Below are 17,379 nucleotides of genomic sequence, written 5' to 3'. Positions count from 1 at the left end.
TCCTTAAATATATGTCTTCAGAAAATATACAGTATCCAAAGTTAATAGACATTGATAGTTCGACTAAAAAAAAAGATATATACTTTATAATATTAATTATTTTTTTTCTTTTTTTGTTTTCTTTTGGTGCTTTTAGTTCTTCTGAATTAATAGTGAATGCTAAATTTATACGCTCTGAAAATATAAGAGAATTTTTCGCCCCTTTTAATGGTTATATTAAAATTCTATCTTCTGTAAATGGAGTAGTGAATGTGGTATTTTTAGGGGATAATATTAAAGAAAAAAAAGTAGAGGTAAGGCAATATCAAAAAAAACTTTCTCTACTTTTATTGAAAAAAAATATTTTTTATGAAGAGAGAATAGAAAGGATTAACAATAATAAATATAAAATTTCAAATATGGAAAAAAATAAAAACTTACTGAGAGAAAAGATAAGCATCCTTAATTCTTTATTGAAATCTTCTAACAACTCAATAAAAAAGTATAAAAAAGTCTTAGGTGTTGCTATATCTGAATCTGATTTTCAGTCACGCAACACAAAAAAAGAAAAAATGGAAGTTGATTTACTAACTTATAAGCAAAACTTAGATAACATTGAAAACAATATAAAAGAAATTAAAAATGATCACCTTAGTGATTTAAGAGAGAAAATTTCCAATGTGAATTTGGATATACAAGATATAAAATCCAAGATAGAGTTTTTAAATATTCAAATCAATGGAATTAAAATAACCATTAAAAATAACATTTATAATTTTGGAAGAAAAAGAATTAGAGATAATACATACTTTGAAAAAGGAGAGAAAATATTTTACTCAAAAGAAAACGCCAAAAAATCGAGAATCGTCGCTGAAATAAATAAAGATAATTTTTATCAAATAGATAATGCTACTTGTGCTGAGATTATATTTCCAATAGGCTATCACTTGAAAAATAAAAATAACAGTATTATATGTTCTTTTAGAAAAATCAGTCAAATTATCTACAATGATAAAAAAAAGGAATATTATTCTGAATTTTATTTAGAATCTTTATTACCAGAAAAGAGTTTTAGAGGACTTTTAGATGGAACTAAAATAAAACTAAAATTCAGATCCAAAAACTTTATTAAAGGAAAGCTTCTTGAAAATATTTAATATTTTTTTGGGGAAAAATAAGATTGTCCCTATAAGACAAAGTGAACAAAACGAATGTGGTCTTAGCTGTATCGCAATGATATTTGGTTATTTTAATCATTATATATCACTTGATTCAATTAGAGAAATAACAGGTCCATACACCTATGGCATGTCAATACTTAATGTGATTGATACATTTGAAAAGCTTAAAATGAAAGCAAAAGCCATTAAGTTTAACAAAGAAAACTTTAGCAAACTTTCTCTACCATGTATAATACATTGGGATAACTCACATTATGTTATTCTCGAAAGGATTAGCAAGAAAAAAATATATATAATTGATCCAATCATAGGGAGGAGAATAATAGAAAAAGAAGAGTTTTTTGATAGCACATCATTCATAGCAATACTTATATCAAATTATCAAAAAGTGACAATTGATATTGAAAATGATTTCATCAAAAAAAAAGCAGAAAGATTTAAAATTTTTGACGTTGAAAAAAATATTCTTTTAGTTGTTTTTTTAGTGTTCATTATCCTCGAATTACTTAACTCAATATTGCCTATAGCTTTTGCCAAAACGTCTATGGATATAAACATGGCTGAAAGTGATTTAAATTATTTGTTTTCTTCGCCATTTCTATCAGTCATATCTTTGTTTTTTTTGCAAATTATTATTTCTCATTACTCTAAAAAAACAATATTAATATATGAAAAACAATTGCAATTAAACTGGAGTGAAAAATTTATTTCAAAGCTTTTAACAAGAAAAATTTCTTTTTTTGAGAATAGAGGTAGTGGAAATATAATAACCAGATTACAGTCCATAGAAGTTGTAAAAAATTTCCTTAGAAGTTCATTTTTAATAATTATTATAAAAGGAATAACCTCCTTATTTATAATATTGTTTATTTTTTATATTAATATATATATTTCATTTTCTACTTTTTTTTCAATTGTTTTAATGTTTTTAGTTAGATATTATTTTTCCGAAAAAATAATATCTTTGGAAAATGACTTTGTCATTCATCAGTCAAAGCATATGAGTTCGATAATTGAATCAATCAGATCCATCTCTGCTATTTTTGTAAACAATTGTTCTCAAGATCGAATCATAAACTGGGCTTTTCATTTTTCTAATCATATGAATTCATCTATTAAATTAGATAAAATAATAAATAAAGAAAACTTTTTTTTGTCTTTTATAAATTTTTCTAATAGGGTTTTTGTAATAGTTTATTCACTGCATCTTTTTAAATCAAAAACTATGTCTTTGGATGATTTTGCAATAATTATATTATACAGGGAGGCTCTTTTTTATAGAATTCTTGATACAATAACGCAGTCATTGATTTTTTTGAGAATAAATGGTCATTTAGAACGGATCGAGGAAGTTATAAACTATCCAGAGGTTATATATAGTAAAAATAAAATTGAAGAAAAATCAGTTGGATTATCAATTAAAGATCTATCTTATAAGTATCCAGGTTCTAAAGACTTTATTTTTAAAAATGTGTTTTTAAGAGTAGAGCCGGGACAATCAATTGCAATAACAGGACGTTCAGGGATAGGAAAAACAACATTTTTTAAGACCATTTTAGGTTTTTATGATGACTATGAAGGAGAATTTTTTCTTGTGAATGAATACGGTAAGGAAACCAAGGTTAGTTCACATACAATACGTGAGATATCAGGAATTGTACAACAAGATGATCATTTGTTTACTGGCAGTATATATCAAAATGTATCTCTTTTTTCAGAAAATATAGATTTTGATAAAGTGAGAAGGTGTTTGGAGATTGCCTGTGTTAAAAGTGAAGTAGAATCGATGAAGCTAAGCTACAATACGATAATCACTGAAGGAGCTAAAAACATATCTATTGGACAAAAGCAAAGAATATTATTAGCAAGGGCTTTATATAAAGATCCTTTGATTATTTTTCTTGATGAATCGACAAGTAATCTTGATATTAATTTGGAAAGAAAAATTTCTTTAAAATTAAGGAACCTAAAAATAACAAAGATATTTATTGCTCACAGGCCTGAGACTATTCAATCTGCAGATATTGTGCTTACTTTAGAAAATAGTAATTTAAAAACCACAAATCATAAGGTGAACTCTAATGAGTGATTTGCAAAGTGTATTTTTATTCTGGAAGAACATTCATAAATTTTATAGTAACTTCATTGACAACAATCATATTAAAATATTCGATGAGATATTTTTTGATAGTATATTAAAATTTGAATCTTATAAAGCAGATTGTCTTTTCAAAAAAATGTGTCATTGCTTGAATGATGCTCATACTAATGTGTATAATAAGCGCAGAATTAGACCTAAGAATTATGGAATTAATGTGAAATGCCATGAGTCAAATTTTTTAGTAATAGGTACATCTTATAGTTTAAGCGAAAAAATACCATTGGGTTCAAAGGTATTAAAAATAAATAACAAGATTCTATCAGAAGTGATTGATGATAACTTAAAAAACTTCTCCTACTCACGCTTAGATCATGGCATATCAAGGACTTTGAAGTTTATTTTTAGTGATCAGTACTCCAAAACCCCTACTATTACATTTACTGATAAAAATAATAATGAAAAAAGTATACAAGTTAATGAATTATATAATGCAAGCGAGTTTTCTTTAGATGGTAGCATTCCATCTTTTACATCTAAGGAAAATGTATTTAACAAACATGTTTCTTATATTTATCTTTCATCCTTTTCTAATGAAAATGAAATCTATAATATTTTAAAAGAATTTAAAAAACTTCGAAGTGTTTCGAAATTGATTATAGATATAAGAGGTAATTGTGGTGGAAATGGTCTCTTAGCAATAAAGTTACTAGCATCTTTTTCTAATAAAAAATTAGATGGCCCGTACTGGAGGACATTATCCTTTAATGCATTTCATACTGCTTGGTTTCATAATATGGATCCTAAGCAAAATTTAGCTAATAATTCTGATTGGTATATGGGAAAATCAGAGTCAGTCTTTCCAGATATGTCAGTATCTGTTAACAAAATCTGCATATTGATAGACTGCGAAACTATTTCAGCAGCAGAAGATTTCCTATTATATGCTAGGCAACTGGATAATTGTACTTTAATTGGGGAAACTACGGCTGGAAGTTCTGGCTTACCTATAAATTTAGATTTGGGAGCTAACTATTGGTGCCAAATCACCGTTAAGCATGATTTTATTAATCAACCAAACGATTTTATCCGTGTCGGAATAGCACCTGATTATATTGTGCACCATACGACAGATCTCCTTAGTCAAGGAATTGATTCCCCTTTACAGTTTGCTTTTGACTTTCCTTAGCTTGTGAGTTGAAAAAATGATAACGAAGAACTAATCAAGACGTATATAATACTCCCGCTAGGTCAAGTCTAAATTTGATCCAATCATTTTTTCAGGGTGATTTTCTCTTAGCTAAACTTGATCTTTTGTAAGCGTGTGGCAAACCACACATTTTAACCTTCTTCAAACTCTCTAAAGTCTGTTGTTTTCTTGAATAGGAACAACAGGCTTATGTTTACAGCATCTTCCCAACTTAACGTCACGCTCATTTGTGGCCCAACCGACATGCGTAAAGCCATTGATGGATTATGCAATATTGTCGCTTACGATTTGGAAAAAGAACCTTGTACAGAACAGTTGTTTGGTAGTAAGCGTTCATTCTAGGGAGTCATTGACAATCATAGCAATGTAAGCGTTCATTCTACGCCGTTATTTCATCCCATCTTTTCGTACTCTAAACTAGACTCCGTTTTCATATCATAACCGATAACGGAGTCCAACCCATGACCAAACCCTATGCCCGTCGTTCTTCTTCTGAATGGCAACAAATCATTAATGATCAAGCTCAATCTGACTTATCTGCTCCTCAATATTGCCAGCAACACGGCGTCAGTTACGCCAGTTTTAGTAAATGGCGTCAGCATTTCTCCAGTCTTCGCACACCGTCAGAGGCTCCCCACTCAGACTTCATCGATCTCAGTCAGGTTCCTACTCTATCAGGTTCTGGGCGCTGGAACATTACTCTGTGCCTAGGTGATGGTGTTGAACTTCGGCTGAGTCGTGACTGATGTTCCTGCCCGATCCCAACGCTAAAATTTGGTTGCATACCCAACCCACTGATATGCGCAAGTCCTATCGTGGTTTGTTAGGACTGATTAAACAACACCTCAAAGAGAACCCTCTCATCGGGTATTTTGTGTTCATTAACCGGCGCAAAACGCAGATGAAAATCCTCTATTTCGACACTTCGGGTTACTGCATTTGGTGCAAGCGACTGTCTCAAGGGCAGTTCAATTATGCGCCATCAGTAAATGCCAAACACGCCCTAAGTGTGATTGAATTACAGCATCTGTTGGCGGGCATAAAAGTCGAAAAATATCGTCAATTTAAGCGCTACAAACACGCATCTTAAAGGGTTGGATGGTATAATCCAACCCCATGAACGACGCCACTTATCGACCTATTTTACCTTTTAAAAACACTGATTTGCTTCACACGAATGAGGTCGAAAAACTGCGCACTGAAAACGAGGCGATGTCTTCAAGAATCCGACAATACGAAGCCGAAGTGTGGGCACTAAAACGCGAGCTGTTCGGGCCGAAAAGCGAACGTCGAGGCTTACTCACTCCTGAACAACGAGCCCTCGCTGATATCGTGGGCCCCATGCCAGCCGAGCCAACGCCAGCAGAAAAAGCGTCTACGGTTGAGAATAACAAGCCTGAGTCTGCCAGCGTTCGGGGCAAAGCCCCCAAGTCCCGCAAAGGCAATGAAATCAACATCACCGGACTGCGTTTTGACGAGTCCGTACCGGTTCGTGAAAAGGTGATTCTAGCGGATGAACTACAAGGCCCAGAGGCCGATCATTACGAAGCAGTGGGCTTCAAAGAAGTCAGCCGCATCGTACAAAAAACCAGTGCTTACGAGGTGGTGATTACCAAGCGCCAAGTGGTCAAACACAAAGCCAGCAAACAGCTTATTACCGCGCCACAGCCCGATGTGATTTTTGACAGCTCTGTCGCGGATGTCAGCTTTATCGTTGGCTTACTGGTCAACAAGTTCCTTTATCATTTACCCCTCTATCGTCAACACCAACAACTTAGTGCCGCTGGCATCACCCTCAGCCGAGCGACGCTGACGAACCTCACTAAACGCGGAATCGAACTGCTGCGGCCTATCGTGATAGAGCAACTTATCAGTGTACTGGACAGCAACACACTGGCCATGGACGAAACGCCCATTAAAGTCACCCGGCAGCCTGGGGTAGGCAACCAACCCGGCAAAATGAAACAAGCGTATTTTTGGCCGGTGTATGGTGACAAAGACGAAGTGGTGTTTACCTTCTCCCAAAGTCGTGGCATGAAACACATCCAAGACTTGTTGGATCATGTTTGGCAAGGCACCTTGCTGACCGATGGCTATGCCGCTTACAGCCGCTACGAAGCCAAATCGCCAGACATCACCCATGCCCAGTGCTGGGTGCACATGCGTCGTCAGCTATTGAAAGCCGAAAGGGAAGAAACCGACGCTGTCACACATGCCCTAAACCTGATTGCCGCCTTGTATAAACAGGAAAGTTATATCCAACAGAAAAGCTGGACGGGAGAGAAAAAACAAGATTATCGAGCACGACACAGCAAACCCTTAGTGGACCAGTTTTTTGCCTTCTGCGAAGAACAAAGCCAACGAGCCGACCTACTGCCAGACGATAGCTGGATGAAAGCGTTGAACTACACCTTAAAGCGCAAGCGCCAACTGATGGTCTTCTTAGAAAATCCCGATGTCGCCATGGACACTAACCACCTAGAGCGAGAGATAAGACCTATCCCAATGGGTAAGAAAAACTGGCTCTGTGTGTCACGAAGGAGGCATTATGAAGTAGAACATCTTGCAGCATAATGACGCCATGTTCTAAGTTGGATGGAGGTAGGCCCTCCGGTCAGGGTTTTCAGGAACACTGATCAAACTGCCTGATGCTGCTATTGACTAAGGTCTTTGGTGGTGAGCGATTCAGGAAAAGGCGGAGACACTACCGTCAAGTGAGGTTAAAAGAGTCGAACGAAAGTGAACGGTTCGAAGACGCATCGAAATCTTAGGTGATGTCAAAAAGGGGTTGTATGGCCACCCCCTGATTAGTGTAGCAGCAACCTGATTACTGGCTACATGGCATCCGGTGTTAAGGCTGCGAGACTTTTAACTAGGCCAGCTTAGGAAACGTGAGAACCTACTGTTAGCACGTATCGGGCAGTAGGGACGGACAGACTCGTAGTAGTGTTGAACGCGCTGTAATGGCGCTGGAGCGAAGGGGTCTGGGTCGCCGAATTGATTAGAACACAACTTTTTTTTAAGAGGATGACGTTTTAATGCAAGGCAAAGCATTTGAGATTCCCAAATCTCTCGTGTGGCAATCGTATAAATCGGTCAAGCGCAATAAAGGTGCACCGGGCTGCGATGGCCAAACAATGACGCAATTTGATAACAACAGAGATCGTAATCTTTACAAAATATGGAACCGTATGTGTTCTGGTAGTTACCTGCCGCCACCAGTTCGTGAAAAGCGAATTCCGAAAGCGGATGGTTCAGACAGAATACTGGGTATTCCAACAATCAGTGATCGTATCGCGCAAGGGGCAGTCAAGATCTATTTGGAAACGCGATTGGATAAGCTATTTCATCATAGCTCATTTGGTTATCGTCCTAATCGATCAGCGCATATGGCGTTAACGCAATGTGAGCGTAACTGTCGCTTTAAAAGCTGGGTATTAGAGGTGGACATTAAGGCCTTCTTTGATCATGTCCGTCATGATCTGGTGGTGAAAGCGTTAGAGCACCATGATCTGCCGCGCTGGGTTGTATTGTACTGCCGTAGGTGGATGCAAGCGCCCATGACAGATCCAAGCAAGCCAGACACCCTAACTCAAAGAACGCGCGGCACACCGCAAGGTGGGGTTATCTCACCCATCTTGGCGAACTTATTTCTTCATTACGCTTTTGACCGATGGATGGCTAAACATTGGCGCTATGTACCCTTTGAACGGTATGCAGACGACATTGTATGTCATTGCAGTCGAATGTCAGAGGCAGTGAAGTTAAAAGAAGCGATCCAACGACGAATGGAGGAAGTGGGGTTGAGTATCAATGAGGCCAAATCGAATGTGGTGTACATAGATACGTTTCCACGCCATAACGTAAAGAAAGTGTTCACGTTCCTAGGCTATGACTTTAAGGTTAGAACGCTTAGGCGAAAAGACGGTTGTTTGTTCAGAAAATGTGCTGCGGGTGCCTCAATGAGCGCCATGAAACGAATCACTAAAACGATTACGTCGTGGCGAATACATCGATCATCTAGAGCCACATTGAAAGAACTTGCACAGAGGTACAATGCCTCGCTAAGAGGTTGGATACAATACTATGGCAAGTTCTGGTATCGACATTTTAGCTATCGTCTCTGGTCTGTCTTTCAATCAAGGTTGATTAAATGGACAAGATGCAAGCTAAAAATCGGTACGCGAGAAGCGGAGCGAAAGCTTGATCAAGTACGTAAACGCATGCCAACGCTTTTTGCTCATTGGGAATTACTTCGTGCATCAAATGTGCGACCAAGAGCCGTATGACGGGAGACTGTCACGTACGGTTCTGTGAGCAGCTTGGGGGCGAAATTCCCCCTTGCTGACTCGACTCTGTTGGACAGAACTGGGGGCCGAGCACGTTGGCCTCATCCAAAGCCTAATCAGCACGTGTAAACTGCATGACATCACTGCTGTCCGGTTAAAAATCGGAAGAAGATTTGAAGGGCCTGAATTCAATGAGATACGATAGAATGTAGACAACGACGACTTCAATTTACCCCCAAGGAATTCAGGCATGTCACATTCTAATACGATCTTTCATCAACTGCTAAAATTTTTACCTCATTCTTGCTTTCAAAAAACGGTTGATCGTTATAACGGTGACTACCGACGACGCACATTAAGTTGTTGGGATCAGTTGTTAGCCATGCTGTTTTGCCAGCTTTGCGGGCGACAATCGTTACGCGATATTGTTGAAGGGTTTAACAGCCAGCATCGTCATCTTTATCATCTTGGTTCTCGAAAAGTTCATCGTTCAACCTTGGCGGATGCGAATAACAAAACGCCTACTGGGATATTTAAAGAAGCGTTTTTTTATCTCTTGGGGCAAGTTCGAACTGGCCTTCCGTCGAAGACATCAAAAGAAATGATTCGTCTTATTGATTCCACAATGATTGATTTGAATCTCAACCAATTCGAATGGGCAAAATTTCGTTCAAGTAAGTCTGGTATAAAACTTCATACAGTCTATGATCCAGAATCTGAGTTGCTCGTTTATTTTGAAATGACGTCCGCTAAAACCAGTGATAGCAAAGCGGTAAAAAATCTGCCCATACTCCCTAAAGCCACGTATGTCGTGGACCGAGCTTATAATACTTATAGCTGGTACTACTCGCTGACACAGCAAAAAATCATTCTTTGTTGGTCGGATGAAATGCAATGCTCGCTACGAAGTAAAAGAAACGCGAGAGACTGATTCTCCCCAAGTCATATCGGATGAAGTGATTTCTTTTTGTGCACCAAAGGCCCAAAAAGACTGTCCGATCTCGCTCAGACGAATCGTATTTTTAAGGGAAGAAGACAAGAAAACCCTGGTATTTATTAGCAACGATTTTGGGCGTTCTGCCCAAAAGATGGCCGATCTCTATAAGCAGCGCTGGCAGATTGAACTCTTTTTTAAATGGATAAAGCAGAACTTAAAAATTAAGCGTTTTGTTGGTCGAAGCGAGAATGCCGTCATGATCCAAGTACTCGTGGCGCTGATCTCGTATGTGCTTTTAAAGCTTGCTCAAACGAGCTATCCGAGTTCATTTTCGTTGCAGCAAATTGCTCGACTTATGGCCGTCAACCTGATGAATAAGAAGACAATGGAAGAGCTTCTAAAACCAGATCGAGGAAAAGAAAATGATGAGAAAACCTGTCCTCAGATGGAAATCAAGCTAGGATATTTTTAACCGGACAGTAGTGATCCGAGTTCATTTTCGTTGCAGCAAATTGCTCGACTTATGGCCGTCAACCTGATGAATAGGAAGACAATGGAAGAGCTTCTAAAACCAGATCGAGGGAAAGAAAATAATGATGAGAAAACCTGTCCTCAGATGGAAATCAAGCTAGGATATGTTTAACCGGACAGTAGTGGCATGACATTGATCCCAACGTCTACCTGACGGATATACTACAACGAGTCAGCGAGCATCCAGCCAAAGACGTCGCCGATTTAACACCAAGACGATGGAAACACCTGTTCGCAGACAATCCGTTGAAATCGCCATTGCTCTGAGTGTCAATAACGGCGTAGAATGAACGCTTACAATCCAGTGACTCAGATTACCTTCTTTATTTTGTGTGTGCCGAACCACAGAACGGGCACCATGGACCAATAACTTTCTCAGGTAACTATCTCCCCGTTTAGATATTCCCAACAAACGGTCTTTACCCCCTGTACTATGCTGGCGGGGCGTCAACCCCAACGAAGCGGCAAAATCACGACCACGACGAAATTGTTTTCCGTCTCCTATTATTCCGGCTAATGCGCTCGCAGAAAGTGGTCCGATTCCTCTTAACGCTAAAAGTTTATTAGCCACAGGATCACTCGCCGCATGTTGCTCTATTTCGGCCGTGATCGATGTGACTCTTTGATCAATGAAGATCAAATCCTCTTGAAGGCCTGCTAGCAATAGACGGAATCGATCAGTAAGACCGTTCGTAGCATCCTCTAACCAGCAAGGTATTGCTTTTCTTAATGTGTGAATCCCCATGGGTGCAACAAATCCGTATTCTCCCACTAATCCTCGAATCTGATTGGCTTTTGCGGTTCTCTGTTTAACCAGCTCTTCACGGACACGATGAAGCGCTTGTATATCTTGTTGATCTACGCTTTTAACAGCCACATACCGCATATGAGGGCGGCTCATTGCTTCCGCGATAGCGGCCGCATCCGCTGCGTCGTTTTTATTACTTTTAACATAAGGTTTGACAAATTGAGGCGCAATCAATTTGACTATGTACCCGTGTCTCATAAGGACTCTTGACCAATAATGAGCAGACGCGCAAGCTTCCATTGCTATCTCAGCCTCTTGAGGGACTTTTTTCTTAATCTGATCGACCCATTTAGCACGAGAGTATTTGCCAGACCAGCAACATTTCCTCTGACGATCAACGCCATGTACGTGAAAAACAGATTTTTCGATATCAACACCAACACGAATAATAGTCATCACTCAAGCCTCTTTAAATACAATGTTTTTACCCGTGGTGCATTTAGGAAATGACCACCTTCAAATTGTTGATTTTGTTTCCCTGACGCTGATTAAACCATTGTATCAAGGTCAGGGAAGTGACTTTTGTAACAATTCGCCGACTCATCCCACTAAACGACTTAGCGTAATTTCGACGGATCATAAATTGATCGCATAATTGAGAAAAAAGCGTTTCTATCCGTTTTCTTTGTTTACGATAAGCTGGACAAAATGCCTGAAAATTATGCTAATTTTTTCTCATAGGCGTTTGTAAATCTATCTTGTTTGAATCAAATAAGTCCTGTTGCCACGCTCTGCTTAAATATCCCTTATCTCCGACCAAAACACAGCGCTCTAGGTGATCTTTTACATCGTTTAGGTAATGAATATCATGCACAGAAGCCTTTGATATATCGTACATTTTTATGATTCCGTTTGAACTGCATACCGCGTGAAGCTTATAGCCATAATACCGTTGCTTTTGTGCCGCGCAGTAGCCAAAACTAGGGGCACTTTCTTCATATTCCTGACAAATTTTCGTTCGCCCACTGCGACTAAGTTTACACACTTCAAGTGGCATACTATCGACAAGATGGATGTCACTAGGATCATCAATCAGTGTGACAATGACTTGCCTGATTTCTTCTAACTTTGATCTTAATCTTCGCAATCGTCTGTTATAAACCGAGCGTTCAATCTTCCCCTCAACACTTTTAGGTAGCTGTTTGAATAAAAAGTGTTCTGAATCAATTCCTAGCATTTCCGCTACGAGACTCAACGCGAGTAACCTTTTATCTGAGAGTTTTGGCTGCCGGATCTGATTAAGAAGGTTCTCTTTCGGCTCGATATCGTGCAAAAGTTCTAGTATTTTGTTATAAACAGTTTGTAAGTCGCTCATATTGTTACCGTTTTTTTGATAACTAATGATAACTAATGATAACTAATGATAACTAATGATAACTAATGATAACTAATGATAACTAATGATAACTAATGATAACTCATATATGAGCGGCTTATTTTTTTAGTTCTCCAAATGCACCACGGGTATGTTTTTAACTCTATTTAGAGTAGTGCATCGGAGGTGAGGATGAGTCCATCCCATTGCTTACCTTTGCCTTTGGATATGCAGTCCATATTAGGTTCATGCAAGCTATACAGCTTGTTTTTGCTCTGGCGAGTTTGTTTTAGTAATCGATAGGCTTGGTTGAGTGTGTCTTCTTGCTTTTGAGTGAGCGTTAATCCTTGTCGTTTTACTTGCCGATCAACATCTCGCAGGACTCGCCCTAAAAAGCCTTTGACTTGCTTGATCGCTTTTTTCATCCGCTTATATTGTTTGGCATGTAAGCGTGTGGCAAACCACACATTTTAACCCTCTTCAAACTCTCTAAAGTCTGTTGTTTTCTTGAATAGGAACAACAGGCTTATGTTTACAGCATCTTCCCAACTTAATGTCACGCTCATTTGTGGCCCAACCGACATGCGGAAAGCCATTGATGGCGGAATAAATCCTTTTGCGGTATGGTCTCTGTCTGACGAGGCTTCATAAAACTCACCTGTTCTGCAACTTTTTGGGCCTTATGGCGTATTTATAGCAAAATTTAGGTAGTCGTCCCTGAATAATGGCGTTTCAGGCAAGAAGCGCCATGCTATTTTTAGGTCTTTCCAGTGGAAAAATTATTTTCAGCCATAATCGCCTTAAAAATGACTCCAAATATGGAGTACAATAAAGCCACTTGAGTAGCTTACGCAGGTTCTGACCACAGGCGCTTAAGATCACGTTAATCACATCGCCTAGTATGCCTTTTAAGAAGCATCGTTTGAGTTTTCCATCTGATTTAAGATACCCTATGATGGGCTCCACGCTATTTCGTCTCCCCATCCATGGCTTCTCCTTCTTTGGTACGCCGCGCTTTTGACCAGCAATCAACACCTTAATATCTTCTACGCCCGATCCTTTATACCCTCGGTCAACAAAACAGGTTTCCGGTTTTTTTCCTGTCAGGGTTTCAACTTGTTGAAGTTGATCTTTTAACGTATGACCATCATAAGGATTATCTGGATAGCTTCTTGCTCCCACAATGAAGGATTCTTTAGCCGTCACGGCGATGCTTGCTTTCACACCAAACTCATAGTGTTTATGCGCTTTGCCTTTAGAGATACAATCCACATTGGGTTCATGCAAGCTATACAGTTTGTTTTTGCTCTGGCGAGTTTGTTTTTAGTAATCGATAGGCTTGGTTGAGTGTGTCTTCCTGTTTTTGAGTGAGCGTCAACCCTTGTCGTTTTACTTGTCTATCAATATCTCGCAGGACTCGCCCTAAAAAGCCTTTGACTTGCTTAATCGCTTTTCTCATCCGCTTGTATTGTTTGGCGTGACCATAGCGTCCAATTTTTGGCATTAACTCATGACAAGCTTTGTCATAGGTTTGTCTTAACGTGATGTTGTGTTCTTTGGCGACCTGAGTGAGCTGCTGTCGAGCCTTGTTGTAGAGCTTGGCATCCGTTGGGAAGGTGATGTTTTTTTCTTGTACCGTGGTGTCTACCACGACACGTTTTAGGCTCGCTGGCTTGATAACTTTTAGCTTTAGTCCTGCTTGTATCGTCTGGGTAAGCAGCCATTCGCAACCTTCTTCTCCTAACCGTTTTCGCCATTTAACAAGACTCGTTGGATGGCACGGGAAGTCGTGTTGGAAAAAGGTTTCGCCGCAAAAGTATTGGTAATAAGGCGATTCAAGCCATTGCTCTAGCACCCTCTCATCAGACAAATTATGCAAGTGCTGCAAATACAGCAATCCTCCCATAAGACGCGTTGGCAATGCGGCCGCACCAACGCTTGAAAAATGGGTGCTAAGCATTGAGTCCAATTGCTTCCAATCAATGATTTTAGCCAGTCGTACTAAAGGATGATAGGGGTTAATGATGTCAACGAGCTGGGGTTGGAATAAATCCTTTTGCGGTATGGTCTCTGTCTGACGAGGCTTCATAAAACTCACCTGTTCTGCAACTTTTTGGGCCTTATGGCGTATTTATAGCAAGATTTAGGTATTAACTATCTTATAAAAACACATTAGATTCAATAGGTTGAGAGTTTTTCAGGGGTGACTAATTGTCTTGAGAGAATTAGCCACATAACAAGAGAGTAACGTATTCCCCAGAAGTCTGCGAATGTGTAGTTTGTATGGTTTTGATATCAGATCATGAGCATCCTTCGAGGTGGACAGCCTTGGTTTCTGTTTTATCTAAAGTCGGTTGTACTAGTAGTGGCAGAGTCTTGATCATTTAGTAAAAAGTATCCTGTTGTTAGTTTTCATTTGATATCGCTATATTTTTTATATGCAGGATGTAGAAAATTATCCATATGAATGACAGACGCTTGTGTCGCTTTCACAAACTCAGCATCATGAGATGTAAATAGTATTGTGCTATTTTTCGATGTTTCTTGAATAAGGCTGATGAGCTCTGTTTTTGCTGATACATCAATGGCGTTACTAGGTTCATCTATCAGTAATACTTTTGATTCTCCTATCCATGCAGCACAAAGCATAAACTTTTTTTGTGTTCCAATAGACATGATAGAAAATCGGCTTTCAAGGTGTGATGTTAGCCCAAAATTTTCAACTATCTTCATTACCTTATTATCGAGTGTTGTTTTTTTAGCCAAGGCAATAAATTCCAGAAAGTCTTTGCCAGTTATAAATGGGTAGACTGGGCTTTCATCGGGAACATAAGACAGGTAGCTTCGAGCATTTTTGGGAGACTCAGTTAAATTAATATTATTGATCCAAATCCTGCCACTGTCGGCAGGAATAGCGCCGGCAAGTATTTTCAGTAACGTTGATTTCCCTACGCCATTTTGTCCCTGTAGAGTATATGTACCGCGGTCAAAACTATGGCTTATACCATTAAAAATCGTATGGCTAGTAAAGGATTTATAAATATCTTCGAATTTCAGCATAGATGAACTCATATTAAAGAATAGCGAAAAAGACCGAAGCTGCCCAGCTGGCGGTCAGCACAACACTTAATAATATCGTATGACGACCACCATATAATAAAGGTAAACGAAGGGTTGCCAACAGTAAACCATATGTGAAAAAAAGAAATAGAGTTTTATAAAGATCTATTTGAGACTGCCATAAAAAAGGTGAAAGTATCAGAGCTAGATACGTAATCCCTATGCTAGTAACGAAAATAATATCTCGAATCACCCAAAAATATTGGCTCAAGGGTAAGGTGTTGCTGTAGTTAAGCATTTGAATATGAGACGAACAAAGTGCCCTATAAAATCCGCTGAGCATAAAAGCGATGCCCCCTATAATCATTACCAATGTTGGTAATGAGGGAGGATAGAAAAATGTTGCTATCGTTAAGCTGAGTGTTGAGACTATGAGCATAACGCTATGGTTTGCTCGACTAGTCAGTGCTTTAAGTTGAATGGTTAATGTGACTGGAAAAAATGCTTTTTGTTTGTATTTAGATGAATTAGGGCGAGGCTGTCTATTGAATCTTTTTCTGATTCTCTTGGGAAGTGGTGGTAAGAAAACGCCAATAATAGACAAAATGATAGCGCATCCAGTGATTAACCCAAAAATGATAGCGTTATCGATAGTTAAGCTGAAGGCGAATAACCAGTCAGCAACAAAAGTTAAAGGCAAAATAGTCAGTGTTTTTTCTAGCGTGGCTAGTTGAGCAACTAGTGTCAATACAAGCAAAGTGACAACCGATAATATCTCCAAATTGTTTTTTAACATCATGCTAAAAGAGGATATTAGGACAGCACAAATCATGATGATTGACAAAATGCTATTAGCCATGAGCAATAGTGTTAAGTTTACTTTTGTGCGAGTTATAGGAGACATAGGAAGCGTAGAGATAAACTCCATGAATTGCCCTCCCTGAATAAACCTTTTTTGTAGAAGCACCCAGGTGATAGCAATTGCCTGTAAAATCAGGATGTAGCTAAAATACCAGACGATACTTTGGTTGGGCGAGAAAAGTGCTAACAGGGGAAATGCTGCTGCTTGTAACAATCTGCTTAGTGTCATTCCCATAGGAATGAATAACATGGAAAGTATCACCCAGTGCCAATGTCTCATAATAAGGCGGGCGGTTGAGAGTGAATACCAGCGAATACGTATAGATAACAGTGTGCTGTATGTTGTGCGCATAAACGGTTCTCCCTCCTTAGGCTGGTTTATGCAAGTCAGTTATTGTTATTTCTTTTTACTTTAATGTCCAGATAAATTGAAACCTAGGGAGCCTCTGAAAAAAGACGAACTTATGGCATGATTCTCTTTATTTCTTTCGATTTGGGACAATACCATGGATCAACTCAGCTTTTCCGATGCCGAACAGAACAGCAAGCGTAAACAAACAAAACGCGAACGCTTTCTTTTAGAAATGGATAAGGTGATTCCTTGGAAGCGCTTAGAAAAATTGATCTCGCCTCATTACCCAAAGTGGCAGGGAAAAGGACGTAAACCCTATGAGCTTAGTACTATGTTGAGAATCTACTGTTTGCAGCAATGGTACAACCTTAGTGATCCTAGGATGGAATAGTCACTTTACGAGATCCATTCGATGCGTCAGTTTGCCAAACTTTCCCTTAGCAGAGGGTCTATTCCAGACGAAAAGACGATTCTCCATTTTCGTCATTTGCTTGAGAAACATCAACTGACGCAGGCGATTTTGTCTGATGTTGTCGAGTATCTAAACGAAAGAGGTTTGATGCTACGCACAGGCACCACCGTGGATGCCTCGATTATTAACGCTCCCCCTTCGACTAAAAACAAGCCTGTTGGATAGGTTGCTGCATCATGCCCATATTGCTCAAATATCAGGAAACAGTTACCGATTAAAAGATAAAAAAATGGCAGGGATAGCACCTCATAGGGATGATGGCGCTACCAAATAAATAGTATTAATC

13 protein-coding genes and 6 pseudogenes are annotated in these 17,379 nt (G+C 38.9%); 13 read left to right on the top strand and 6 right to left on the bottom strand.

Annotation, left to right across the window (positions count from 1 at the left end):
- Window positions 1-11 precede the first annotated feature (11 nt).
- From AC0VYG_RS16770 to AC0VYG_RS16725, 10 genes are all read left to right on the top strand, one after another.
- On the top strand, window positions 12-1,136 hold the full coding sequence (locus AC0VYG_RS16770; RefSeq protein WP_475429075.1) for a hypothetical protein: 1,125 nt from the start codon (window positions 12-14) through the stop codon (window positions 1,134-1,136).
- On the top strand, window positions 1,123-3,249 hold the full coding sequence (locus AC0VYG_RS16765; RefSeq protein WP_475429074.1) for a peptidase domain-containing ABC transporter: 2,127 nt from the start codon (window positions 1,123-1,125) through the stop codon (window positions 3,247-3,249). The genes AC0VYG_RS16770 and AC0VYG_RS16765 overlap by 14 nt, the downstream gene beginning before the upstream one ends.
- The gene (locus AC0VYG_RS16760; protein ID WP_475429073.1) at window positions 3,242-4,447 is read left to right on the top strand and encodes a S41 family peptidase; all 1,206 of its coding nucleotides are present in this window, start codon (window positions 3,242-3,244) and stop codon (window positions 4,445-4,447) included. The genes AC0VYG_RS16765 and AC0VYG_RS16760 overlap by 8 nt, the downstream gene beginning before the upstream one ends.
- A 210-nt stretch (window positions 4,448-4,657) precedes the next feature.
- Window positions 4,658-4,810, top strand: coding sequence for an IS66 family insertion sequence element accessory protein TnpB (tnpB, locus tag AC0VYG_RS16755; RefSeq protein ID WP_475429072.1), 153 nt, complete (start codon window positions 4,658-4,660; stop codon window positions 4,808-4,810).
- A 119-nt stretch (window positions 4,811-4,929) separates the two neighbouring features.
- On the top strand, window positions 4,930-5,214 hold the full coding sequence (gene tnpA, locus AC0VYG_RS16750) for an IS66 family insertion sequence element accessory protein TnpA (RefSeq protein WP_475429071.1): 285 nt from the start codon (window positions 4,930-4,932) through the stop codon (window positions 5,212-5,214).
- On the top strand, window positions 5,214-5,558 hold the full coding sequence (tnpB, locus tag AC0VYG_RS16745) for an IS66 family insertion sequence element accessory protein TnpB (RefSeq protein WP_475429070.1): 345 nt from the start codon (window positions 5,214-5,216) through the stop codon (window positions 5,556-5,558). The genes tnpA and tnpB (AC0VYG_RS16745) overlap by 1 nt, the downstream gene beginning before the upstream one ends.
- 26 nt (window positions 5,559-5,584) lie before the next feature.
- Window positions 5,585-7,042: an IS66 family transposase gene (tnpC, locus tag AC0VYG_RS16740; RefSeq protein ID WP_475429069.1), complete on the top strand. Its 1,458-nt coding sequence runs from the start codon at window positions 5,585-5,587 to the stop codon at window positions 7,040-7,042.
- A gap of 464 nt (window positions 7,043-7,506) precedes the next feature.
- The gene (gene ltrA, locus AC0VYG_RS16735; RefSeq protein ID WP_475429068.1) at window positions 7,507-8,757 is read left to right on the top strand and encodes a group II intron reverse transcriptase/maturase; all 1,251 of its coding nucleotides are present in this window, start codon (window positions 7,507-7,509) and stop codon (window positions 8,755-8,757) included.
- Between the two features lie 250 nt (window positions 8,758-9,007).
- A complete protein-coding gene (locus tag AC0VYG_RS16730; protein WP_475429067.1) occupies window positions 9,008-9,688 on the top strand; it encodes an IS4 family transposase in 681 nt (226 codons plus the stop codon).
- The gene (locus AC0VYG_RS16725; RefSeq protein ID WP_475429066.1) at window positions 9,642-10,166 is read left to right on the top strand and encodes a transposase; all 525 of its coding nucleotides are present in this window, start codon (window positions 9,642-9,644) and stop codon (window positions 10,164-10,166) included. The genes AC0VYG_RS16730 and AC0VYG_RS16725 overlap by 47 nt, the downstream gene beginning before the upstream one ends.
- A 375-nt stretch (window positions 10,167-10,541) precedes the next feature.
- On the opposite strand, the pseudogene AC0VYG_RS16720 reads toward AC0VYG_RS16725, so the two are convergent.
- From AC0VYG_RS16720 to AC0VYG_RS16710, 3 pseudogenes are all read right to left on the bottom strand, one after another.
- Window positions 10,542-11,429, bottom strand: a pseudogene (locus AC0VYG_RS16720) (IS110 family RNA-guided transposase); the annotation flags it as partial.
- Between the two features lie 43 nt (window positions 11,430-11,472).
- Window positions 11,473-12,348: pseudogene (locus AC0VYG_RS16715) on the bottom strand (IS982 family transposase).
- Window positions 12,349-12,563: 215 nt separating this feature from the next.
- A pseudogene (locus AC0VYG_RS16710) lies at window positions 12,564-12,794 on the bottom strand (IS5/IS1182 family transposase); the annotation flags it as partial.
- Between the two features lie 82 nt (window positions 12,795-12,876).
- Between AC0VYG_RS16710 and AC0VYG_RS16705 the strand changes: the two are divergent.
- Entirely contained in the window at window positions 12,877-12,999 is a 123-nt protein-coding gene (locus AC0VYG_RS16705; protein ID WP_475429065.1) for a hypothetical protein, read from the top strand.
- Window positions 13,000-13,080: 81 nt separating this feature from the next.
- Here the strand turns inward: AC0VYG_RS16705 and AC0VYG_RS16700 are convergent.
- The 3 genes and pseudogenes from AC0VYG_RS16700 to AC0VYG_RS16690 form a co-directional block, all read right to left on the bottom strand.
- Window positions 13,081-14,437: pseudogene (locus AC0VYG_RS16700) on the bottom strand (IS5 family transposase).
- 323 nt (window positions 14,438-14,760) lie between these two features.
- Window positions 14,761-15,408, bottom strand: coding sequence for an ATP-binding cassette domain-containing protein (locus tag AC0VYG_RS16695; RefSeq protein ID WP_475429064.1), 648 nt, complete (start codon window positions 15,406-15,408; stop codon window positions 14,761-14,763).
- A 13-nt stretch (window positions 15,409-15,421) separates the two neighbouring features.
- Complete coding sequence (locus AC0VYG_RS16690) at window positions 15,422-16,621, bottom strand: hypothetical protein (RefSeq protein ID WP_475429063.1); 1,200 nt, start codon at window positions 16,619-16,621, stop codon at window positions 15,422-15,424.
- A gap of 154 nt (window positions 16,622-16,775) precedes the next feature.
- On the opposite strand from AC0VYG_RS16690, the pseudogene AC0VYG_RS16685 reads away from it, so the two are divergent.
- Together AC0VYG_RS16685 and AC0VYG_RS16680 are read left to right on the top strand one after the other, a co-directional pair.
- Window positions 16,776-17,246: pseudogene (locus tag AC0VYG_RS16685) on the top strand (IS5 family transposase); the annotation flags it as partial.
- Window positions 17,236-17,367, top strand: a pseudogene (locus AC0VYG_RS16680) (ATP-binding protein); the annotation flags it as partial. The pseudogenes AC0VYG_RS16685 and AC0VYG_RS16680, both read left to right, overlap by 11 nt.
- Window positions 17,368-17,379: the final 12 nt, after the last annotated feature.

Source organism: Marinomonas sp. 63XJN7_7_ISO-PGPR-S23-202 (genome assembly GCF_056173505.1).
This window is presented reverse-complemented; position numbering and strand designations above follow the sequence as displayed.